The organism is Gemella sp. 27098_8_155, from assembly GCF_041433725.1.
Taxonomy (GTDB): domain Bacteria; phylum Bacillota; class Bacilli; order Staphylococcales; family Gemellaceae; genus Gemella; species Gemella haemolysans_D.
In genome coordinates, this window is the sequence record NZ_JAPWCA010000001.1 from 157,988 (window position 1) to 177,083 (window position 19,096).

At 29.2% G+C, this 19,096-nt stretch carries 20 protein-coding genes; 2 read left to right on the forward strand and 18 right to left on the reverse strand.

Annotated features, from left to right (window positions below):
• Positions 1 to 10: 10 nt before the first annotated feature.
• From O5Y44_RS00745 to O5Y44_RS00765, 5 genes are read right to left on the reverse strand one after another with little or no spacing between them, the layout of a single operon-like run.
• On the reverse strand, positions 11 to 850 hold the full coding sequence (locus O5Y44_RS00745; RefSeq protein ID WP_271965336.1) for a DegV family protein: 840 nt from the start codon (positions 848 to 850) through the stop codon (positions 11 to 13).
• Between the two features lie 3 nt (positions 851 to 853).
• A complete protein-coding gene (locus O5Y44_RS00750) occupies positions 854 to 1,345 on the reverse strand; it encodes a dihydrofolate reductase (RefSeq protein WP_271965335.1) in 492 nt (163 codons plus the stop codon).
• Between the two features lie 10 nt (positions 1,346 to 1,355).
• Positions 1,356 to 2,288 carry a thymidylate synthase gene (locus O5Y44_RS00755; RefSeq protein WP_271965334.1) on the reverse strand — a complete coding sequence of 311 codons (933 nt, stop codon included), beginning with the start codon at positions 2,286 to 2,288 and terminating at the stop codon, positions 1,356 to 1,358.
• 12 nt (positions 2,289 to 2,300) lie between these two features.
• Positions 2,301 to 2,690, reverse strand: coding sequence for a transcriptional regulator MntR (gene mntR, locus O5Y44_RS00760; RefSeq protein WP_271965333.1), 390 nt, complete (start codon positions 2,688 to 2,690; stop codon positions 2,301 to 2,303).
• 15 nt (positions 2,691 to 2,705) lie between these two features.
• The gene (locus tag O5Y44_RS00765) at positions 2,706 to 3,482 is read right to left on the reverse strand and encodes a Nif3-like dinuclear metal center hexameric protein (RefSeq protein WP_271965332.1); all 777 of its coding nucleotides are present in this window, start codon (positions 3,480 to 3,482) and stop codon (positions 2,706 to 2,708) included.
• 274 nt (positions 3,483 to 3,756) lie between these two features.
• Here O5Y44_RS00765 and recD2 point away from each other — a divergent pair, with 274 nt between their 5' ends.
• Entirely contained in the window at positions 3,757 to 6,093 is a 2,337-nt protein-coding gene (gene recD2 / locus O5Y44_RS00770) for an SF1B family DNA helicase RecD2 (RefSeq protein WP_271965330.1), read from the forward strand.
• A gap of 62 nt (positions 6,094 to 6,155) precedes the next feature.
• Here the strand turns inward: recD2 and O5Y44_RS00775 are convergent, their stop codons facing one another.
• Both O5Y44_RS00775 and gpmA read right to left on the reverse strand, forming a co-directional pair.
• A complete protein-coding gene (locus O5Y44_RS00775; RefSeq protein WP_271965329.1) occupies positions 6,156 to 6,914 on the reverse strand; it encodes a hypothetical protein in 759 nt (252 codons plus the stop codon).
• Between the two features lie 6 nt (positions 6,915 to 6,920).
• On the reverse strand, positions 6,921 to 7,607 hold the full coding sequence (gene gpmA, locus O5Y44_RS00780) for a 2,3-diphosphoglycerate-dependent phosphoglycerate mutase (protein ID WP_048802621.1): 687 nt from the start codon (positions 7,605 to 7,607) through the stop codon (positions 6,921 to 6,923).
• A gap of 551 nt (positions 7,608 to 8,158) precedes the next feature.
• On the opposite strand from gpmA, the gene O5Y44_RS00785 reads away from it, so the two are divergent.
• Positions 8,159 to 8,791 carry a LexA family protein gene (locus tag O5Y44_RS00785; protein ID WP_271965327.1) on the forward strand — a complete coding sequence of 211 codons (633 nt, stop codon included), beginning with the start codon at positions 8,159 to 8,161 and terminating at the stop codon, positions 8,789 to 8,791.
• Positions 8,792 to 8,840: 49 nt separating this feature from the next.
• Here the strand turns inward: O5Y44_RS00785 and prmC are convergent, their stop codons facing one another.
• The 11 genes from prmC to clpX all read right to left on the reverse strand — a co-directional run bounded on the left by prmC (position 8,841) and on the right by clpX (position 19,068).
• Positions 8,841 to 9,683, reverse strand: coding sequence for a peptide chain release factor N(5)-glutamine methyltransferase (prmC, locus tag O5Y44_RS00790; RefSeq protein ID WP_271965326.1), 843 nt, complete (start codon positions 9,681 to 9,683; stop codon positions 8,841 to 8,843).
• The gene (prfA, locus tag O5Y44_RS00795) at positions 9,683 to 10,771 is read right to left on the reverse strand and encodes a peptide chain release factor 1 (protein WP_271965325.1); all 1,089 of its coding nucleotides are present in this window, start codon (positions 10,769 to 10,771) and stop codon (positions 9,683 to 9,685) included. Before prfA ends, prmC begins: the two co-directional genes overlap by 1 nt.
• 14 nt (positions 10,772 to 10,785) lie before the next feature.
• Positions 10,786 to 11,364, reverse strand: coding sequence for a thymidine kinase (locus O5Y44_RS00800; RefSeq protein WP_204644375.1), 579 nt, complete (start codon positions 11,362 to 11,364; stop codon positions 10,786 to 10,788).
• Positions 11,365 to 11,449: 85 nt separating this feature from the next.
• Complete coding sequence (locus tag O5Y44_RS00805) at positions 11,450 to 11,695, reverse strand: type B 50S ribosomal protein L31 (protein ID WP_003145327.1); 246 nt, start codon at positions 11,693 to 11,695, stop codon at positions 11,450 to 11,452.
• A 255-nt stretch (positions 11,696 to 11,950) separates the two neighbouring features.
• Complete coding sequence (locus O5Y44_RS00810) at positions 11,951 to 12,781, reverse strand: amino acid ABC transporter substrate-binding protein (protein ID WP_371465173.1); 831 nt, start codon at positions 12,779 to 12,781, stop codon at positions 11,951 to 11,953.
• A 12-nt stretch (positions 12,782 to 12,793) separates the two neighbouring features.
• Positions 12,794 to 13,423, reverse strand: coding sequence for an amino acid ABC transporter ATP-binding protein (locus tag O5Y44_RS00815; protein WP_371465175.1), 630 nt, complete (start codon positions 13,421 to 13,423; stop codon positions 12,794 to 12,796).
• Between the two features lie 3 nt (positions 13,424 to 13,426).
• Positions 13,427 to 14,071 (reverse strand): amino acid ABC transporter permease, encoded by a 645-nt coding sequence (locus O5Y44_RS00820; protein WP_271965318.1) that lies wholly within the window; start codon positions 14,069 to 14,071, stop codon positions 13,427 to 13,429.
• 132 nt (positions 14,072 to 14,203) lie between these two features.
• Positions 14,204 to 14,476 carry a 30S ribosomal protein S16 gene (rpsP, locus tag O5Y44_RS00825; protein WP_003145074.1) on the reverse strand — a complete coding sequence of 91 codons (273 nt, stop codon included), beginning with the start codon at positions 14,474 to 14,476 and terminating at the stop codon, positions 14,204 to 14,206.
• A gap of 464 nt (positions 14,477 to 14,940) precedes the next feature.
• Positions 14,941 to 15,537 carry a ribosome biogenesis GTP-binding protein YihA/YsxC gene (yihA, locus tag O5Y44_RS00830; protein WP_271965316.1) on the reverse strand — a complete coding sequence of 199 codons (597 nt, stop codon included), beginning with the start codon at positions 15,535 to 15,537 and terminating at the stop codon, positions 14,941 to 14,943.
• Between the two features lie 2 nt (positions 15,538 to 15,539).
• Positions 15,540 to 17,837: an endopeptidase La gene (gene lon / locus O5Y44_RS00835; protein WP_271965314.1), complete on the reverse strand. Its 2,298-nt coding sequence runs from the start codon at positions 17,835 to 17,837 to the stop codon at positions 15,540 to 15,542.
• A 22-nt stretch (positions 17,838 to 17,859) separates the two neighbouring features.
• Positions 17,860 to 19,068: an ATP-dependent Clp protease ATP-binding subunit ClpX gene (clpX, locus tag O5Y44_RS00840; protein ID WP_271965312.1), complete on the reverse strand. Its 1,209-nt coding sequence runs from the start codon at positions 19,066 to 19,068 to the stop codon at positions 17,860 to 17,862.
• Positions 19,069 to 19,096: the final 28 nt, after the last annotated feature.

Sequence of the window (19,096 nt, forward strand, 5' to 3'; positions counted from 1 at the left end):
TTACCTCCGATTATACTAACTCTACTAAGATACCTACTGCATTTTCTCCTGTATGCGTTGAAATAATTGGTGTTGTCGTAAATATTTCATCTTCTTTTACTTCATAACCAAATGTTTCTTTTAGTTCTGACTTAATTAAAGCTACATATTCTTCAGCTAAAGAATTAGGTAAACTTATACTTTTTATCGTTTTACCTTGTTTATCTTCTTCAATATGTTTAATTAAGGTCTGAACTAATTTTTTCTTACCGCGAACTTTATCTAAAGCAACTAATTCTGTTTCTTTTAACTGTGTTAAAACTTTTATATTTAAAAGCCCCCCGATTAAAGCTTGCGACTTACTTAGTCTACCACCTTTTACCAAATTGTCAAGTTTATCGATTGTAACATACGTTAAAATATTTTTAGCTTTTTCTCTTAAGCTTTCTACAATCGTTTCAATAGCTACCTGTTCTTCCAATTGTTTTAGACATTCTTTTAATAAAAATACCATTCCACGAGTTGTAGTTTTACTATCGACAACGTAAACACCTTCAAATTCAGAACTTGCAGTAACAGCAGTATTATATGTACCACTTAAGGCAGAAGAAAGAGTTAAAACAATAATTTTATATCCTTCTTTTGTCCATCTTTCATAAGCCTCTAAAAACTTACCAATTGCTGGTTGACTAGTTGAAAAAGTAGTAGCTGTTCTCATTCTTTCTATATACTCATCATTACTTATTGTACGGTAATCATACTCATTTCCATCAATATTAATTGTAAGTGGAATCACATCAACATTATATTTTTCTATTTCATCAAACGTTAAATCACTTGATGAATCAATAATAATTTTTACTTTTTCCATTTCCTACTCCTTCCTTTTTCTTATATAATGTAAAAATGAATAGTTAAATTCATTTTTATCATCTTTTTTAAATTCTTCTCGACTTAACAAGTCCCATTCATTTTCATCAAAATCAGGAAACTTCGTATCAGCATCTACTATTGTATCTACTTCAGTGATAAACATTTCATCACATTTATCAAAAAATTTACTATAAATCGTTCCACCACCAAATATATATGCCTTTTCAGTTTCGATATTTTCTAAAATTGAATCATCTGAATAGATTTCTATATTTGAATAATGATTTAAAGAATCTTTGTTCCGAGTCAAAACTCTATTTATACGATTAGGTAAGGCTTTTCCTATACTATCTAAAGTTTTACGCCCCATGATAATTGTTTGATTTGTAGTTAACTCTTTTACTCGCAACATATCACTCTTTAAACGCCAAGGAATAGTATTTTCTTGACCTATAGATTTATTCTTATCATATGCAACTATTAGTGATAACATATTACCCCTCCTATACAGCTATTGGTGCCTTAATAAATGGATGACTTTCATAATTAACAACTTTAACATCTTCAATCTTAAGATCAAAGATACTTTCAAAGTCATTTATCTTTAATTCAGGTAAAGAATATGGTGTTCTAGACATTTGTTCTTTTACTTGATCAAAATGATTTTTATAAATATGTGCATCACCAAGTGTATGAACAAATTCACCAACCTCAAGCCCACATTCTTTAGCTATTAAAATAGTAAGAAGTGAATAAGATGCAATATTAAATGGAACACCTAAGAAAACATCTCCGCTTCGTTGATATAATTGACAACTTAATTTACCATCATTCACATAAAATTGGAATAGTGAATGACATGGCGGTAAGGCCATAGTATCTACTTCCGCCGGATTCCATGATGAAACAATTAAACGTCGTGAAGACGGATTAGTTTTAATCTGTTCCACTACATTTTTAAGTTGATCTATACCGTTAAAGTTTCTCCATTGTTTTCCATAAACATTACCTAAATCACCATATTTTTCTGAAAAGCTCTCATCTGTAAGTACTCGTTCTTTAAATATTTCCATTTGTTCCTTGTATAGTTTAGAAAATTCCTCATCAACCAATGTTCTATGACCAAAATCCGTCATATCTGGACCAGTATATTCTTCACTTTCTACCCACTTTTTAAATGCCCATTCGTTCCATATGTTGTTTTTATTTTCTAATAAAAACTTGATATTTGTATCACCTTTTATAAACCACAGCAATTCTGACCAAACTAAATTAAAGTTCACTTTTTTAGTGGTTAATAATGGAAATCCTTCAGAAAGATCAAATTTCATCTGATAACCGAAGATACTTTTCGTACCTACACCAGTTCTATCTTCTTTTTCTATTCCATTATCTAGAATGTACTGACATAATTTTAAATACTCTTTATCTACCACAATTATTCTCCATTACGCTTTATAGTTGTTTTCTTTTAAATATTTCATTAAGTCTTTTATTTTTTCTAATGAACTTTTACCAAAATGATGTTCAATACCTTCAACTTCTTCATATATTTTATCTTCATCTACTCCAATAAGTCTAAGAAAATCTTCTAATAATTCATGACGAGTTAAGGCATATTCCCCCATTTTCTCACCTTGTTCAGTAAGTGCAATTCCTCTGTACTTTTCGTACACAATATATCCTTCGACATCAAGCTTTTTTAACATTTTAGTTACTGTAGAAGGATATACTTCTAATTTTTCTGCGATATCAGCACTTCTAGCATAACCTTTATTTTTTACTAATGAATATATCACTTCTATATAATCTTCCATCGTTGGTGTTGCTTTTGCCATAAATCGTTACCTCCTTTATAGTATTGTAAATGGTGATTTTTCAACTGTTGACTTAATTACCTCTATATTTAATTCTGAGATATAATCTAAAAGCAAGTCTTTTACAAGACTTTCAGTATAATGACCAATATCAATTATATTTTTTTTCATTTCTATTGCATCAAGTGCTACATGATAACCTACATCACCAGTTAAATATACATCCACTTCCGGTAATGTATAAATAAAATCAGCTCCACTTCCTCCTAATAATGCAACAGTAGAGATTTCCTTTTTATCTCCAATAACAGCCGCCACATTTTCTAATGAAAATTTATCTTTTAAATAAGTAATAAAGTCACTATATTTCAGTGGACTACTTAATTTTCCAATTCTTCCTAAACCAGCTGTTTTATCTAAATTATGTTCAAATAATACTTGAATATCTTCTAATTTAAGAAGTTTAGCTAAATAATCATTAAGACCTAATGTCGCAGAATCTAAATTTGTATGAAATGAAATAACTGAGATATCATTTTTTATCAAATCACGAATAATTCTCGATTTAAAATCAGAAGTAAAATCTAAAGATTTTAATGGTTTAAAGATAAGAGGATGATGTGAAACTATTAGATTAACATTATTAGCTATAGCTTCTTTTATGACGTCAGTAGTTACATCTAAACATACTAACACTTTATTTACCTCATTATTATTGTTTCCTAACAACAATCCAACATTATCCCAATTTTCTGCTAACTTGACATCAGCTAGTTTATTTAAGTGAATAAATACATCTTTTACCGTTCTCATAAGACCTACCTCCTTATCTTATTATCATTTTATTATAACATTTTATGAAAAATATTGCCATTACGAAACTTATTTTGTAACTAAAATAACATATTTATTCCACACAATATTTTTTCTTATACTATAAAAATATAGCTATACAAATTATTTTACCCTATAAGGCTATATATTCTCAATAATTTAGTTTAATTTTTACTCCTATCCTATGAATACTAGACATTTTCTTTATAATATATTATCATTGTTCTTATAAAGAAATTCGTAGGAGATTGTTATGCAAACTGTAGAAGGTTATCTAAATAAAATTATCTTTCATAATAAAGAAAATAATTATTATATTTTATCTATATTTTTAAATGATCAATATGATTTTGCTGAAGGAGATTATTTAAGCGTTGTAGGAACATTTAATGACTTCGACTTCGTTGAAGATGAATTATATTCATTCAAAGGCGAAATAGTCCAACATAGAAAATACGGAACTCAGCTATCCGCGATTGTAGTTGAACCTGTAATCGAAAAAGATAAAGAAGCTATTGTATCCTACTTATCAAGTTCCATTTTTCAAGGTGTTGGTAGAAAAACTGCCGAATTAATAGTAGAAAGTTTAGGAGTCGATGCACTAGATAAAATATATGAAGATAAGGATGCACTATTCGCAATAAAGGGTATCCCTACACAGCGTAAAGATACTATTTATGCTACAATTGTCGCAAATAAACAAACTCAAGATATTATTTTAAAGCTAAACGAATATAATCTTAGCAATAATTTAATTCTGAAAATCTATAACTTTTACAAGCATAACACGTTACGTACAATTACAGAAAATCCATACTCTCTTATTAAAGATATAAAAGGAGTAAATTTTAAAACAGTAGATAAAATTGCAGAAACTAACGAAATTGCTGCGAATGATCAAGAAAGAATACTATACGGTTTTATTTATACTATAAATACATATTGTTTTTCTACTGGTAATACATATATTTCAAAGAATAACTTACTATACAATACTTTTAACATATTATATTCTTCTAGAAATATAGCTGTCGATAAAGAAGACATACTAAAAACATATACTTATGCTCTAGATACTGCAAAGTTAATAGAAATTGAAGATAGAGTTTTCTTACCAGAAATATACTATTCAGAGTATTCTATCTATAGTGACATAAATAGAAGATTAGAAATGAAAAACACTGAAGATATTAGCGAAAAACTTCTAGATAAATATATAGAAGAAGTTGAAGATGAATTAGGAATAGAATACGATATAGTTCAGATTGCTGCAATAAAAAACTGTATACAAAATAACTTTTCTATTTTAACTGGTGGTCCCGGAACTGGTAAAACAACAATTATACTAGCAGTTATTAAACTCTTCCAAAAAATTAATAACTATAGTATTCATGACTTATTGGATGAAACTAGAAATATTATTACCTTATGTGCACCTACAGGGAAAGCGGCCAAAAGAATGTCAGAAAGTACAGGCTTTTATGCATCAACAATACATAAAGCTATTGGTTGGAGCACAGAAGATGAAAATATGGAAGAATTTGTTAGTGATAAGAGCATAAAATCTGAATTGGTAATAATAGATGAATCAAGTATGATTGACGTATTCTTAATGTATAACTTATTAAAGATTATTCATAAAGATGCGAAAATCATTCTAGTCGGTGACAATGATCAATTGCCATCAATCGCTCCTGGTAATGTTCTTAATGACCTGATTAATTCTAAAGCCATATCAACAGTTAAATTAAATAAAATTTTTAGGCAAAGCGAACATTCAAGTATTATAAACATCTCTCATTCTATAAAAAATGATATACCATTCGATATATTAGAAAACTTTGATGATAAGGAATTCATTTCAGCAAATAAAAATGAAATGATTAATGTAATCTCTGCGGTATATGACGATTTACTTAAAAACACTAGTAAAGAAAACATACAAATTCTCGCTCCAATCTATAAAGGAACTAGTGGTATAAATGAAATTAATACAGCTATTCAATCAAGATTTAACGATAACGAAGAACAAATTGAATATGGAGAACTGATATATAAGGTTGAAGATAGAGTTATGCAACTTGTTAATAGACCCGAAGATAATATATTTAATGGCGATATAGGTTATATTAAAGAAATTTATAAAGAAGGTAATAAATTAAAGATTGTCATAGATTATGATGATAATTTTGTTACTTATGAAAAACAAGAATTAAATCAAATTACCCTTTCATACGCATGTTCTATACACAAAGCACAAGGATCAGAATTTGAAAATGTTATAATTCCGTTTATTGATAATTATAACTTTATGCTTAATAAAAATTTAACTTATACTGCTATCACACGTGCAAAGAAAAAACTAATATTATGTGGAAATCATAATGTTTTTTATAAGTCAATCGAGCCTACAAATACTGTCAATAGACAGACTGCTCTAGAATGGTTCTTTACAACAGACAGAGAAGCGGATATTGAAGACATTGAAATCGATGAAGAGCTTAAAACATTTATATTAGATTTTCAAAATATAAATACTATTGACCCTATGATCGGTATGGAAAATATAAAACCTACAGATTTCCTGTAGTATCCTCAATTACATACATAAAACGACCTGGACATAGAAAATCTATATCCAGGTTTTATCTATTACATAGCTGCTAAATCACGAGCAATTTTATCTATATCATTAATATTTAAAAATGCTGCTGCTATTGCAGAACCATTTTTTGCTGCAACAGAACTATTTACTGCTGCAATCATATTTTTAGTTAGTGCATCTAAACGAACTAATTTAGCCTTAACTTCATCTAATTTTTCATACTCAATATTTTCATTATTTAGCGTTTTTAGAGTTGCTATCGAAGAATTTACTTTGTCAGTCATCTCTTTAAATTTCTCTACCTTATCGCCTAAAGGACGTCCCTTATCAAGATCTGTTTCAATAGTTCCTGCTAGTTCGTCAAAAGTGATTAATTCTTTTGAAAATGAACTTAGCTTATTCTTCATATATTCACTTGAATATTTTGTTTGCGAAATATTGTAATTCTTGTTAGCACTATCTTTTAAATTAAATGCAACTGAGTTTTTATTTTTAGTTACAATTTCAATATTGAAATCTTTATTATTAAACTCGTTTGAATTAATATTATCAATATTTAGAGTTTTCCCATTAAAATTATTAAGTTTTAATGATTTCAATAAAGATTCAAAACCTTCTTTGTTAATGACTTCATCATTAGTAGTAATTATCAACTTATTATCTTTTTTATCAAATTCAGTTTTTTCTAGCTGGTTTAGAGTAACAGAATTTGTAAGATTTTGCAATTGTTCTGTAGTTATATCCGACTTAGAACTACAACCTTGCAAAATTAGCAAGGTTGTTAGTAATATTATCAGCTTTTTCATTACTTATTAGAATAATTCTGGTGCTGAGATAATGTTTAAGTTTTCGTCAATTTCAAATACTAATGGAGTACCTGTTGGTAAGTTAAGATCTAAGATTTTTTCATCAGAGATGTTTAATAAGTATTTGATTAACGCTCTTAAACTGTTACCGTGAGCAGAAATAAGTACGTTTTTACCAGCTTTAATTTGTTTAGAAATATCGCTTTCCCAGTATGGTAATACACGATCAATTGTAAGTTTTAAGCTTTCTCCTGTTGGAATTTCATTTTCAGGAATTTCTTTATATCTATCGATGTTTCCTGGGTACATGTCACTAGATTTATCTACTGCAGGAGGCGCTACATCGAAACTTCTTCTCCAAATGTGAACTTGTTCATCACCGTATTTTTTTGCTGTTTCAGCTTTGTTTAATCCTTGTAAAGCACCGTAGTGTCTTTCATTTAATCTCCAGCTTTTGTATACTGGAATCCATAATAAATCTAATTCTTCTAAGAATAAGTTTAAAGTTTTGATAGCACGTTTTTGGTAAGAAGTATACGCTACATCAAAAGTAAGACCTAATTCTTTAAGTGTTTGACCACCTTTGATAGCTTCTTGTCTTCCTTTATCTGTGATATCAACATCAACCCATCCTGTAAATCTGTTCTCTAGATTCCATTGGCTTTCACCGTGTCTAGTTAATACTAATTTCATTAAGAAATCCTCCTAGTTTTATTATTATATTTTAATTATACAATATTTTTTAGTATTAGTACATAGTTTTTATTATAAAAAACATATTGAAAACGTTATAGGTATGCTGATTTTGATAAATTACATATATTTTTCACTTTCTGATATATATTAAGAAAAATAAGACTAGCTGAATAATAATTTCCATCTAATCTTATAATAATAAATAATATTTTCTGTTCATAATGACTTTATAATGAATTTTGTATTTTTAAAATACTTTATGCTCCACTTTACCCCTTTTTACAATTTTTAACTTGTTAGTCTCAAAAAAAGTAAAGACTTTAGCTAATAAAACTAATATAACTATCCAATATATAAACATACTATTACCTTCTTTCATTTAATACGTAAAACTTAATTTTCTTTGTACTTATATAATAACATACGGAAAACCGAAAATCAAGAGAAAAATTCATATTTCTTAATTTTTTTATTATATACCCTTGATTTTATATACGGTTTCCTTTATAATCAATATATAGATAGAAAATAGATTGGAATGTAATATTATGACTACAACTTTTAGTATTAGATTTAAAAAATGTTTAAAAGAAAAAAATATAAAACAGGCTGAACTTGCTCGTTCAACAAAAATTACACCTTCATCAATTAGCGATTGGTCTAAAGGCAAATACACACCTAAAAGAGATAAATTGCAAATTATAGCTGAATATTTATCAGTAAATCCTGCATGGCTTATGGGAGAAAGTGGTACAATGGAAACAGAATCTTTAGATAGTAATTTAAATTCCAACAATAACTATTTAGATGATGTTTCTAAACTTCCTATTTTAGGAACAATCTGTGCAGGAGATGGTGTTTATATTGAAGAAGAATATGATGAACATATTTTTATCGATCAAGGTATGCGTGCTGATTTTGCATTACGTGTAAAAGGAGATAGTATGATAGAAGCTGGTATATTTGATGGTGACCTAGTTTTCATTCGTCAACAAAGTTCTGTTAGAAACGGTAAAATTGCTGCTGTTAGATTAACTGAATGGAACGAAGCATCTCTAAAGAAAATTTTTGTTAAAAATGACAATGTAATTCTTTATCCATGTAATCCTGACTATGAACCTATAGTAACACGTAATGTTGAAATTATTGGTGAGTGCGTCGGTGTATATAGAGAACTATAATTTTATAAAATAAGAGTTTCTTAGATAAATCCCTAAGAAACTCTTATTTTTAAATTCTTACTAATATAGCCATCCTATCTCGGCCATTTATATCTTTATACACTTCAGCCTTAAATCCATTCTCATTGGCTAGTTTCAGTATCTTCTCTCTTTGATCATATCCTATTTCAAAAAATACTAGACCATCTTCTTCTAAATATTCTTTAGCGTTTTCTACTATTTCTCTATAGAAATACATACCATCTTCTTCTGCGAATAAAGCAAGATGTGGGTCGTAATTTAAAACATTATCTTCCATTGTTACTTTATCATTATATGCTATATATGGAGGATTTGAAACTATGATATCAAATTTCTCATTTATATTTTCAAAAATATCAGATTGTATAAATTTAACCTCTGCCTCGTTCATTATTGCATTTTCTTTAGCAACTTTTAGAGCTTCTTCACTTATATCACTTGCGACCACCTCTAACGACTTAGATTCAAGTTCTTTTCGTAAAGTTATTCCGATAATACCACTACCTGTACATAAATCAAGAATTTTTATATTATTTTTATTAATAGATTTTATATACTCAATAACTTTATATATAAGTTCTTCTGTTTCCATTCTAGGCGATAATACATCTTTAGTGACTTTAAACTTTCTATCATAAAAATACTCAAATCCCGCAAGGTGACTTAATGGCACATTTTTCTCTATATGTTTATCAATTAAAGAAAAATACAATTCTTCTTTTTCTTTTGATAGTTGCTCAGAAATATTATTTGTAAATTGTTGAGAATTTTCATCCAATATATACATTAATAAAAATCTCGCTAATGATTCTTCTTTTCCTTGTCTTCTTAAAAGAAGACAAGCTCTTGTTATAGCTTGCCTTCTGTTCATTATAGTTCTTCACCTTTATTCAGTTCTGCCATCTTCTCAGCTTGTTCAGCAATACGAAGCGCTTCTAATACTTCATCAAGTTTACCTTCCATAATTTGGTCTAATTTTTGAATAGTTAAACCAATTCTATGATCAGTAACACGGTTTTGAGGATAGTTATAAGTTCTAATACGTTCAGAACGATCCCCTGTTCCAACTTTAGATTTACGTTCAGCGTCGAATTTAGCTTGCTCTTCTTGTTGATATTTATCATAAACACGAGCACGTAAAACTTTCATAGCTTTTTCTTTGTTTTTAATCTGAGAACGTTCATCTTGCATAGAAACTACTACACCAGTAGGAATGTGAGTTAAACGTACAGCTGACATCGTTGTATTAACCGATTGTCCTCCAGCACCACTAGATGCGAAAGTATCGACACGGATGTCATTTTCATTAATATCAATTTCGATCTCTTCTGCTTCAGGTAATACTACAACTGTTGCAGTAGATGTGTGAATACGTCCACTTGATTCTGTTGTAGGAACACGTTGAACTCGGTGTGCACCACTTTCAAATTTCATTTTAGAATACACATCTTCTCCAGAAATAATAAAGATCGCTTCTTTAATACCACCTATACCAGTTTCAGAACGTTCTAAGACGTCAACTTTCCATCCTTGAGATTCAGCAAATCTAGTGTACATACGTAATAAATCACCAGCAAATAGTTGTGCTTCATCTCCACCAGCTGCTCCACGAACTTCAACAACAACATTTTTCCCGTCGTTAGGATCTTTTGGTAATAATAAGATTTTTAATTCTTCTTCCATAGGTGCAAGAGATGGTTCTAATTCTTTGATTTCCTCTTGCATCATTTCTTTCATTTCTTTATCTTCTTCTATTTCAAGAAGTTCCTTAGTATCTTTAATTTGTTGAACTATATCTTTGTATTCTCTAAATATAGCTACAGTTTTTTCAATAGAACGTTGTTCTTTAGAATATTCCATAAGTTTTTTCGTATCACTTACAACATCTGGATCACTAAGTAATTCATTTAGCTTCTCATAACGTTCTTCAACTATCTCAAGTTGTCCAAAAATTTCCATTTCTTCCTCCTAATTTATCTTTTAATTTCATGACAATGACGACATCTAGCTTCATATGACTCACTAGCACCGATAACTACTATTGGATCATCATATCTAGCAGGTTCACCATCAATCAATCTTTGACTTCGACTAGCTTCTTTACCGCATTTATTACAAACAGCATGAAGCTTTGTTACCATTTCACTTACAGCCATTATTTCAGGCATCGGATGAAACGGTTCTGCTTTAAAATCCATGTCTAATCCTGCCACAATAACTCGTATTCCATCATCAGCAAGCTTATTAATAACTTCTACAATTTTTTCATCAAAGAACTGCACTTCGTCAATTCCTATGATATCATATTTTTTATCAATAATATAGTCATAAATCTGTTCAGCTTTATCAATATTTACAGACTCATAACTATTTCCATTATGTGTAGAGACCATATTCTCTTCGTATCTATTATCTATAGACGGTTTGAATAGAAGTACTTTTTGTTTGGCTATTACCCCTCGTTTTATACGTCTTAGTAATTCTTCTGATTTTCCAGAGAACATACTTCCGCAAATACATTCTATCCATCCGAATTTTCTATTTTCTATCATTATTAATCCCCTCGGGCTTATATTATACAATTACTAATAGAATAAAAACAGACAATCCAATAAAGAAATGTCTGTTTTATTTTTCTTACTTGATACCGTATTTTTTGTTGAAACGTTCGATACGTCCATCTGCTTGAGCGAATCTTTGACGCCCTGTGTAGAATGGGTGTGTATCTGAAGAGATCTCAACTTTTAATAATGGGTATGTATTCCCGTCTTCCCACTCGATAGTTTCTTTAGATGGTTTAGTTGAACCACTTAAAAATTTGAAACCACTTGTAGTATCCATGAATACAACTTTACGGTAATCTGGGTGAATTCCTTCTCTCATTATTATCGTCTCCTTCTGCCCTGAACGCTTTTAATACGAACAGAGTTATTTTTCAGTGAGTTAATCACATACCTTATTATTATAAATAATAATCTTAAAAAAATCAAGTACTTTTATTAATATTTGTAAACTTTTTTTGTTGACACCTTGCATTATATTTTCGCTATAAAATCTCTCTTTTATTATAGTTGAAAAATACAAGAGAGACAAACTATTATATTCGTCTTCAATAGTTCATCTCCTAGTCTTAAGTTATTATTTTATCTCATCAGTAGCAACATCTTCTCCGAACCATTTATTTGATATTTCTTGAAATTTTCCTTCTTCATATAATTTACTAAATGCTTCATTCACCTTATTAACAAGCGTAACATCCGCTTTTCTCGCTCCTACTGCAAATGCTTCACTATCAAATCCTGCATTTAAAATATCAAAATCTTGGAGTTTATTCTGTTGTTTTAAATAATAATTTGCATATACTTTATCAATTAATAATGCATCAATTCGATCATTTTCTAAATCAATTAACGCCTCATTAAAACTTTCATATTGAGTAGCATCGTTACTCTTCACAATATTTTTAAGAACTTCTGGTTTCTCATTAAAAGTATCATATCCTGACGAACCATTTTGAGCACCAAGTATCTTATCTTTTAGTTCAGATATATTTTTAATTTTTTTAGATTTTTTTACTACTACAACTTGCTCATTTATCATATATTGCTTTGTAAATTGAACAACACTTTCTCTTTCTTTAGTCTTTGAATATCCATTCCAAATTAAATCAATATTACCATTTTTCAACTCAGTTTCTTTTAAATCCCAGTTAATTGCTTGCCACTCAACTTTTATTCCATATTTTTCAAAAACTGAGTTTGCTAAATCTATATCAAATCCAACATTTTTACCACTCTTATCTTGGAATCCCATAGGCACAAACGTATTATCAAAACCTATAACAATCTTCTTGTCTTTTTGAAAAGCTTCCCAATTATCTTTTCTAGGTTTATCTTTTCCTCCAGAAGCACAACCACTAATTATTAAAACACTAATAAGAAGGGTAATAAGTAGTTTAAATTTTTTCATTATTATCACCTCTTACTTTGGTTCTACTTTCAGAATACTATCTGCAATATTTTCTGCAAATTGTAAATCGTGAGTTACAACAATCTGTGTAATACCTAATTCTCTATTTTTAAGAATAAGTTTCTCTACTTCTAATCTAAGCTCTGGATCTAATGCGCTAGTAGGTTCATCATAACCTATTATTTTAGGATCAATCATCATTGCTCTTGCTAAGGCAACACGTTGTTTTTGTCCACCTGATAATGAAATTGGATAACTGTTTACTTGCTTATCTAGACCAAGCTTATCCAATAAAGTAAGCGCCTTTTCTTCAGCATTATTTTTAGACATATTCATAGTCTTAATTGGAGAAAGTACTAAATTTTCAAGGACTGTAAGATGCGGAAACAATTGAAAATCCTGGAAAACAAATCCTAATAAATTTCTCTTTTCTAATTCATCAATTGGGAGTGATTCACCATTGTAAATAATTTCGCCAGAATCGATTTTTTCTAGTCCCGCTAACATTCTTAACAACGTAGTTTTCCCACCGCCAGAAGGCCCTACTATCGCTAAAATCTTATTCTCTTCTACAGTTAGATTAAAATTCTCAAGAATTTGTCTATCTTTAAATTTCTTACTTATATTTTTTAATTCTAACATGTGTTACCTCCTATCGTAGTTATAACGCTGTTCTACTCGTTTCGATATTATTGTTACAATACCAATAAGTAGTAAATAAATTGCTCCAGCAACAAACATCGGCAATAAACTTGCATCTCTATTAGCAGCTGTTCTACTAGCTAAAATCAAATCACTTATTCCTAATGCATATACTAAAGAAGTATCCTTAACTAAGCTCATGATTTCATTAAATACACTCGGTAATACAATCTTAATAACCTGCGGTAAAATAACAAATCTAATAGTTTGAAATTGAGTAAATTTTAATACTTTAGCAGCCTCATATTGACCTTTTGGAATCGAGTCAATACCACCTCTAAAAATTTCAGCAAAATACGCTGCATAGTTTAACGTAAATGCAATTATAGCAGCAGGTAGCCTATCAAATCGTATCCCTACTGAAGGTAGTACATAATATATAAAAATTAATTGTAATAACAACGGTGTTCCACGCATTATCCAAATATATATATTGATAAAATAATTCAATAGCTTTATATTAAATCTCATAATAAAAGCTATAATTACACCTAACGGAATAGATAAAATTAAAACTAGGAAAAATACTTCTAAAGTTATTAAAGCACCTTTAATTAAACTAGGCAATATTTCCATTAAATATTCCATATATTTCCTCCTTTTATATTTATTAACCACAATCGACAGCCATATAGTTGGTTGTTTTTGAATTTTAAATCTAATTATAACACAATTTTATAAAAACAAAAACCCCTTAATAATTAAGGGGCTAAATATTCATTATTTATTTAATTTTGAATCGTGGAATTTTTTCATAATTCCTTCTTTTGATAATAAACTTCTAACTGTGTCAGAAGGTTGAGCTCCATTACCTAACCATTTTAATGCTAACTCTTCATCGATTTTAACTTCTGCTGGTTCTTTAACAGCATTGTAAGTACCGATAGTTTCGATAGAACGTCCATCACGTGGAGATCTTGAATCAGCAACAACGATACGGTAGAAAGGTGATTTTTTAGCACCTAATCTTTTTAAACGGATTTTTACTGCCATGTTTGTACTCCTTATGTTTCAACTTTTTTATTAATTTTATGTGTGTGTGTTTATGAAGTGTTTTAATGAAAAAGTTGAATCTATAACGCTAAGTTTTCTAAGCTAGATATTATTCTAACATTAAAATAAAAGTATGTCAATACTTTTTGACGAAAAATGTCAACTTTTTTTGTTGACTCGTCTAATCCCTATTATATCAATTTTTCTATACTATGTAAAGATAAAATATTTATAAAAATTTCACTCCACTAACCTATTAACAATTAAAAATATAGAAGGGAGTGACTCAAAAATCGTGATTTCGAGAAATCGATTTTGTCGAGTCACCCTCGAACAGTTTATTAGATATCTAAAAAGCTTTTATAAAGCGAATTTAGATATCAATAAACCACTACGTCTATGAGTTTTCATATAAACCTTGTTAACATTTAGGGCTTTTGGGTCAGCCCTTTCTATTTTAACTTTTAATCTTCTAATACTTTAGCTATTTCGTTTAGAACTTGTTCTTTACCTATTTTAGTAACAGAAGAGAACGGAATAATAGCCATATTATTAGTTAAATCTAATTCACGTTTAATTATTCCTGTATTCTTAGCAAGTTCATTTTTAGAAATTTTATCAATTTTAGTCATAACTATAACGAATGGAATTTCATAATAGTTTAAAAATTCATTCATCTCTATATCATCTTGAGATGGTTTATGTCTACTATCTACTAAATGTAGAACAAAACCTAAATTTTCACTATTAGTAAAATACTCAACAATCATATCATATAGTTTTTCTTTTTCTGGTTTTGATAATTTAGCATACCCATAACCTGGTACATCGACTAAAACTAACTTATTATCAACATCGAAGAAGTTTAATGTACGAGTTTTACCAGGTTTTGATGAAACACGCGCATAGTTTTTTCTTTCTAATATTGTATTAATAAAAGATGATTTACCAACATTTGAACGACCACACATCGCTACTTCTGGTTTATCATGTTCAGGATATTGTTTTTTTGAAACTGCACTTATAAGCAGATCAACATTATGTGTATTTAACTTTTTCATCTTTATTCTCCAAATACTATTTTAAATACTTCTTGAATACTGTCAACTGAATAGATAGTTAATTTCTCAAGTACTTCTTTCGGAATATCAATTAAATCTTTTTTATTCTTAGTCGGAATAATTATTGTATTTATATTCATTTTTTCAGAACTTAAAATCTTCTCTTTTACTCCACCTATTGGTAAAACTTTTCCATGTAAAGTCATTTCTCCAGTCATCGCTATGTTATTATCAACTGGTTTTTTAGTTAATGCAGAATACACCGAAGTAGTAATAGTTATACCAGCAGATGGTCCATCTTTTGGAACAGCACCTTCAGGAACGTGTAGATGTATGTCTATTTCTGAGAAATTAATATCCTCAAGATTAAGATTTTCAGCATTAGATCTCAAATAAGAAATCGCCATTTGTGCTGATTCTTTCATTACATCCCCTAGTTTACCTGTAAGAATGATCTTACCATTTCCTTTAGATACGCTTGTTTCAATTTCTAGAGTATCTCCACCAACAACAGTATAAGCTAGACCATTAACCAAACCAATCTCAGGTTTAATATTTTTATCTTTTAAACTATATTTTTCAGGTCCAGCAAAATCCTCAAGATTAGTAACGCCTACTTTGATTTTCGCTTCTCCTTGAAGAACTTTTAATGCTGCTTTCCTACAAATAGAACCAAATACTCTTTCTAAATTCCTTACTCCAGCCTCATAAGTATATCCATTTATTATCTTATTAATCGCCTGTTTACTAAAAGTAATTTGACCTTTTTTAAGGCCATTTTCTTTAATTTGACGTGGTATTAAATATTTCGCAGCGATATTTTCTTTTTCTTTAATCGTATAAGACTCAAGTTCAATTACTTCCATCCTATCTCTAAGTGGTGCTGGAATTAAACTCAAATTGTTAGCTGTAGCAATGAATAATACTTTTGATAAATCAAATGGAATATCTAAATAATGGTCTACAAATTCATTATTTTGAGCGGGATCAATTACCTCTAGCATAGCTGCAGCAGGATCACCTTTTATATCAGAAGCCATTTTATCAATTTCATCTAATAAAATAACTGGATTCTTAGTTTTTATTTTCTTCAATGATTGAATAATTTTACCAGGTAAAGCACCAAGGTAAGTTCTTCTATGTCCACGAATCTCAGCTTCATCATGTACTCCACCTAAAGAAATACGAACAAAACTTCTTCCCATAGAAGCGGCAATCGATTTAGCCAATGAGCTTTTACCAACACCTGGAGGCCCTGATAAACATAAAATCGGAGATTTCATATCATCTCTTAGTTTTTTAACTGCTAAAAATTCTAAAATTCTCTCTTTAATTTTCTCTAAACCATAGTGATCTTCATTAAGAATTTTTTCTGCATTCTTTATATCTATTTCATCAGCTGTTAGTGTATTCCACGGAAGAGCAACAACAGTATCTAAATAAGTTCTAATGATAGAATGTTCAGGACTCATTACCGGTGTTTTTTCTAACCTATCTACTTCTTTTAATAACACCGCTTTATCCTCTTCAGATAATTCAATCTCATTAATAGCTTGACGAATCTTTTCAATATCGTCATCTTCTGGCGCTATTTGTTTCAACTCGTCTTGTACAACCTTCATCTGTTCACGTAAGAAGTATTCCTTTTGTTGAGTATCGATATTAGCTCGAACCTTCTCGTCAATTTCACGTTTAAAGCTATTTCCAACTAAGAAAGCTTCTAGACTTCTATTTAAGAAAATAGCCTTTTTCTCTAAATCTAACAAGAACAATACACGTTGTTTAAGCATTTTATCAATTGGGAAAAACTTAATGTTTTTATTGATAAATTTCTCTAAATCATCAGTTTTATAGTAATCAATATCGAAGTTTTCTCTCTTTAAATAATTTAGAAAATTTGTTCTGATACTGTTCAATAAACCTGTTTTATCAAAACCATTATCCACAACTTCTCTAATATTAATCTCAAGGTGTTCAACATGGTTATTGTTATAAACACCACTTTTCACCTCAGCAATACCATAACATTGATACTCATATTTTTTATTCTTTTTATCAATTGTTAATTGACCATATGTCCCAAAGAACACATTAAAACCATTACTATCAAATACATCTTCTTCAGAAAATGAATCATCATAACTATCAATTGGTTTTCGTTTATATGTTACAAAAACTGGAATTTTATCTTTCTTAATAGTTTTAATTGTTTTTAAAAATTTTTTGTCCGTTACATCTATTGTATAAGTATTAGACGGAAAGAATAAATCTCTATTCTCTAATAAATAATATTTTGTCAAAACGAACTCCTCTCTAACCTATTTATTTTAAAATTGGTTTTGTTTTATTAATTACGTTATCACGTGTTACTGTACAAGTTTTAATACCTTTTTTACTTGGTATTTCAAACATAACATCAAGTAGTAGTTCTTCAATAATAGAACGAAGTCCACGTGCACCTGTTTTTCTCTTGATAGATTCTTTAGCAATTTCTTCAAGCGCTTCTTCCTCAAAAATTAATTTAACACCATCAAGATCAAATAAATATTCATATTGTTTAACAACTGAATTTTTTGGTTCAGTTAATACTCTAACTAAATCTTTCTCATCAAGTTCTTCTAAATAACAAACTACCGGAATACGTCCAATAAATTCAGGAATCATACCGAACTTAACTAAATCTTCATGTTTTACTTTAGAAATAATATCTTCATCATCTTTTAGTTCATCACTCTTAGAAAAACCTATAACTTTTTCTCCTAGACGACGTTTGATTATTTCTTCTATACCTGAGAAAGCTCCCCCTATGATAAATAGAATATTTTTCGTATTGATTTTAATCATTTCTTCTCCAGGATGTTTTCTTCCACCTTGAGGAGGAACACTAGCAACAGTACCTTCTAAAATTTTAAGAAGAGCTTGTTGAACACCTTCACCTGATACATCACGAGTAATTGATACATTTTCACCCTTTTTGGCAATTTTATCAATTTCATCAATATATATAATCCCTTTTTCAGCTCTTTCAATATCATAATTAGCATTTTGAATTAATCTAAGTAAGATATTTTCAACATCTTCTCCTACATAACCTGCTTCTGTAAGCGTAGTTGCATCTGATATAGCAAAAGGGACATCTAGCATTTTAGCTAAAGTTTGAGCAATCAATGTTTTTCCTGATCCAGTACTTCCTATTAAGGCAATATTACTTTTCTGTAATTCTATATCATGATTTTCTGCAGCTTTTATTCTCTTATAATGATTATAAACAGCAACTGCAACAGATTTTTTCGCCTTATCTTGACTGATTACATATTCATTTAAATGCTCCATTATTTTTTGAGGTTCTAATAATTTAAATGCTGGTTTATTATTTGCATTTCTATATTCTATTTCTTCTTCGATTATATCTGAACATAAATCAACGCATTCATCACAGATAAACACGTCATTCCCAGCTATCATTTTAAAAACTTCGTTAGTATTTTTTCCACAAAAAGAACATCTTACTTCTTCTTTATTTTTTACCATAATTACACCTCACATTATTGAACTTTAT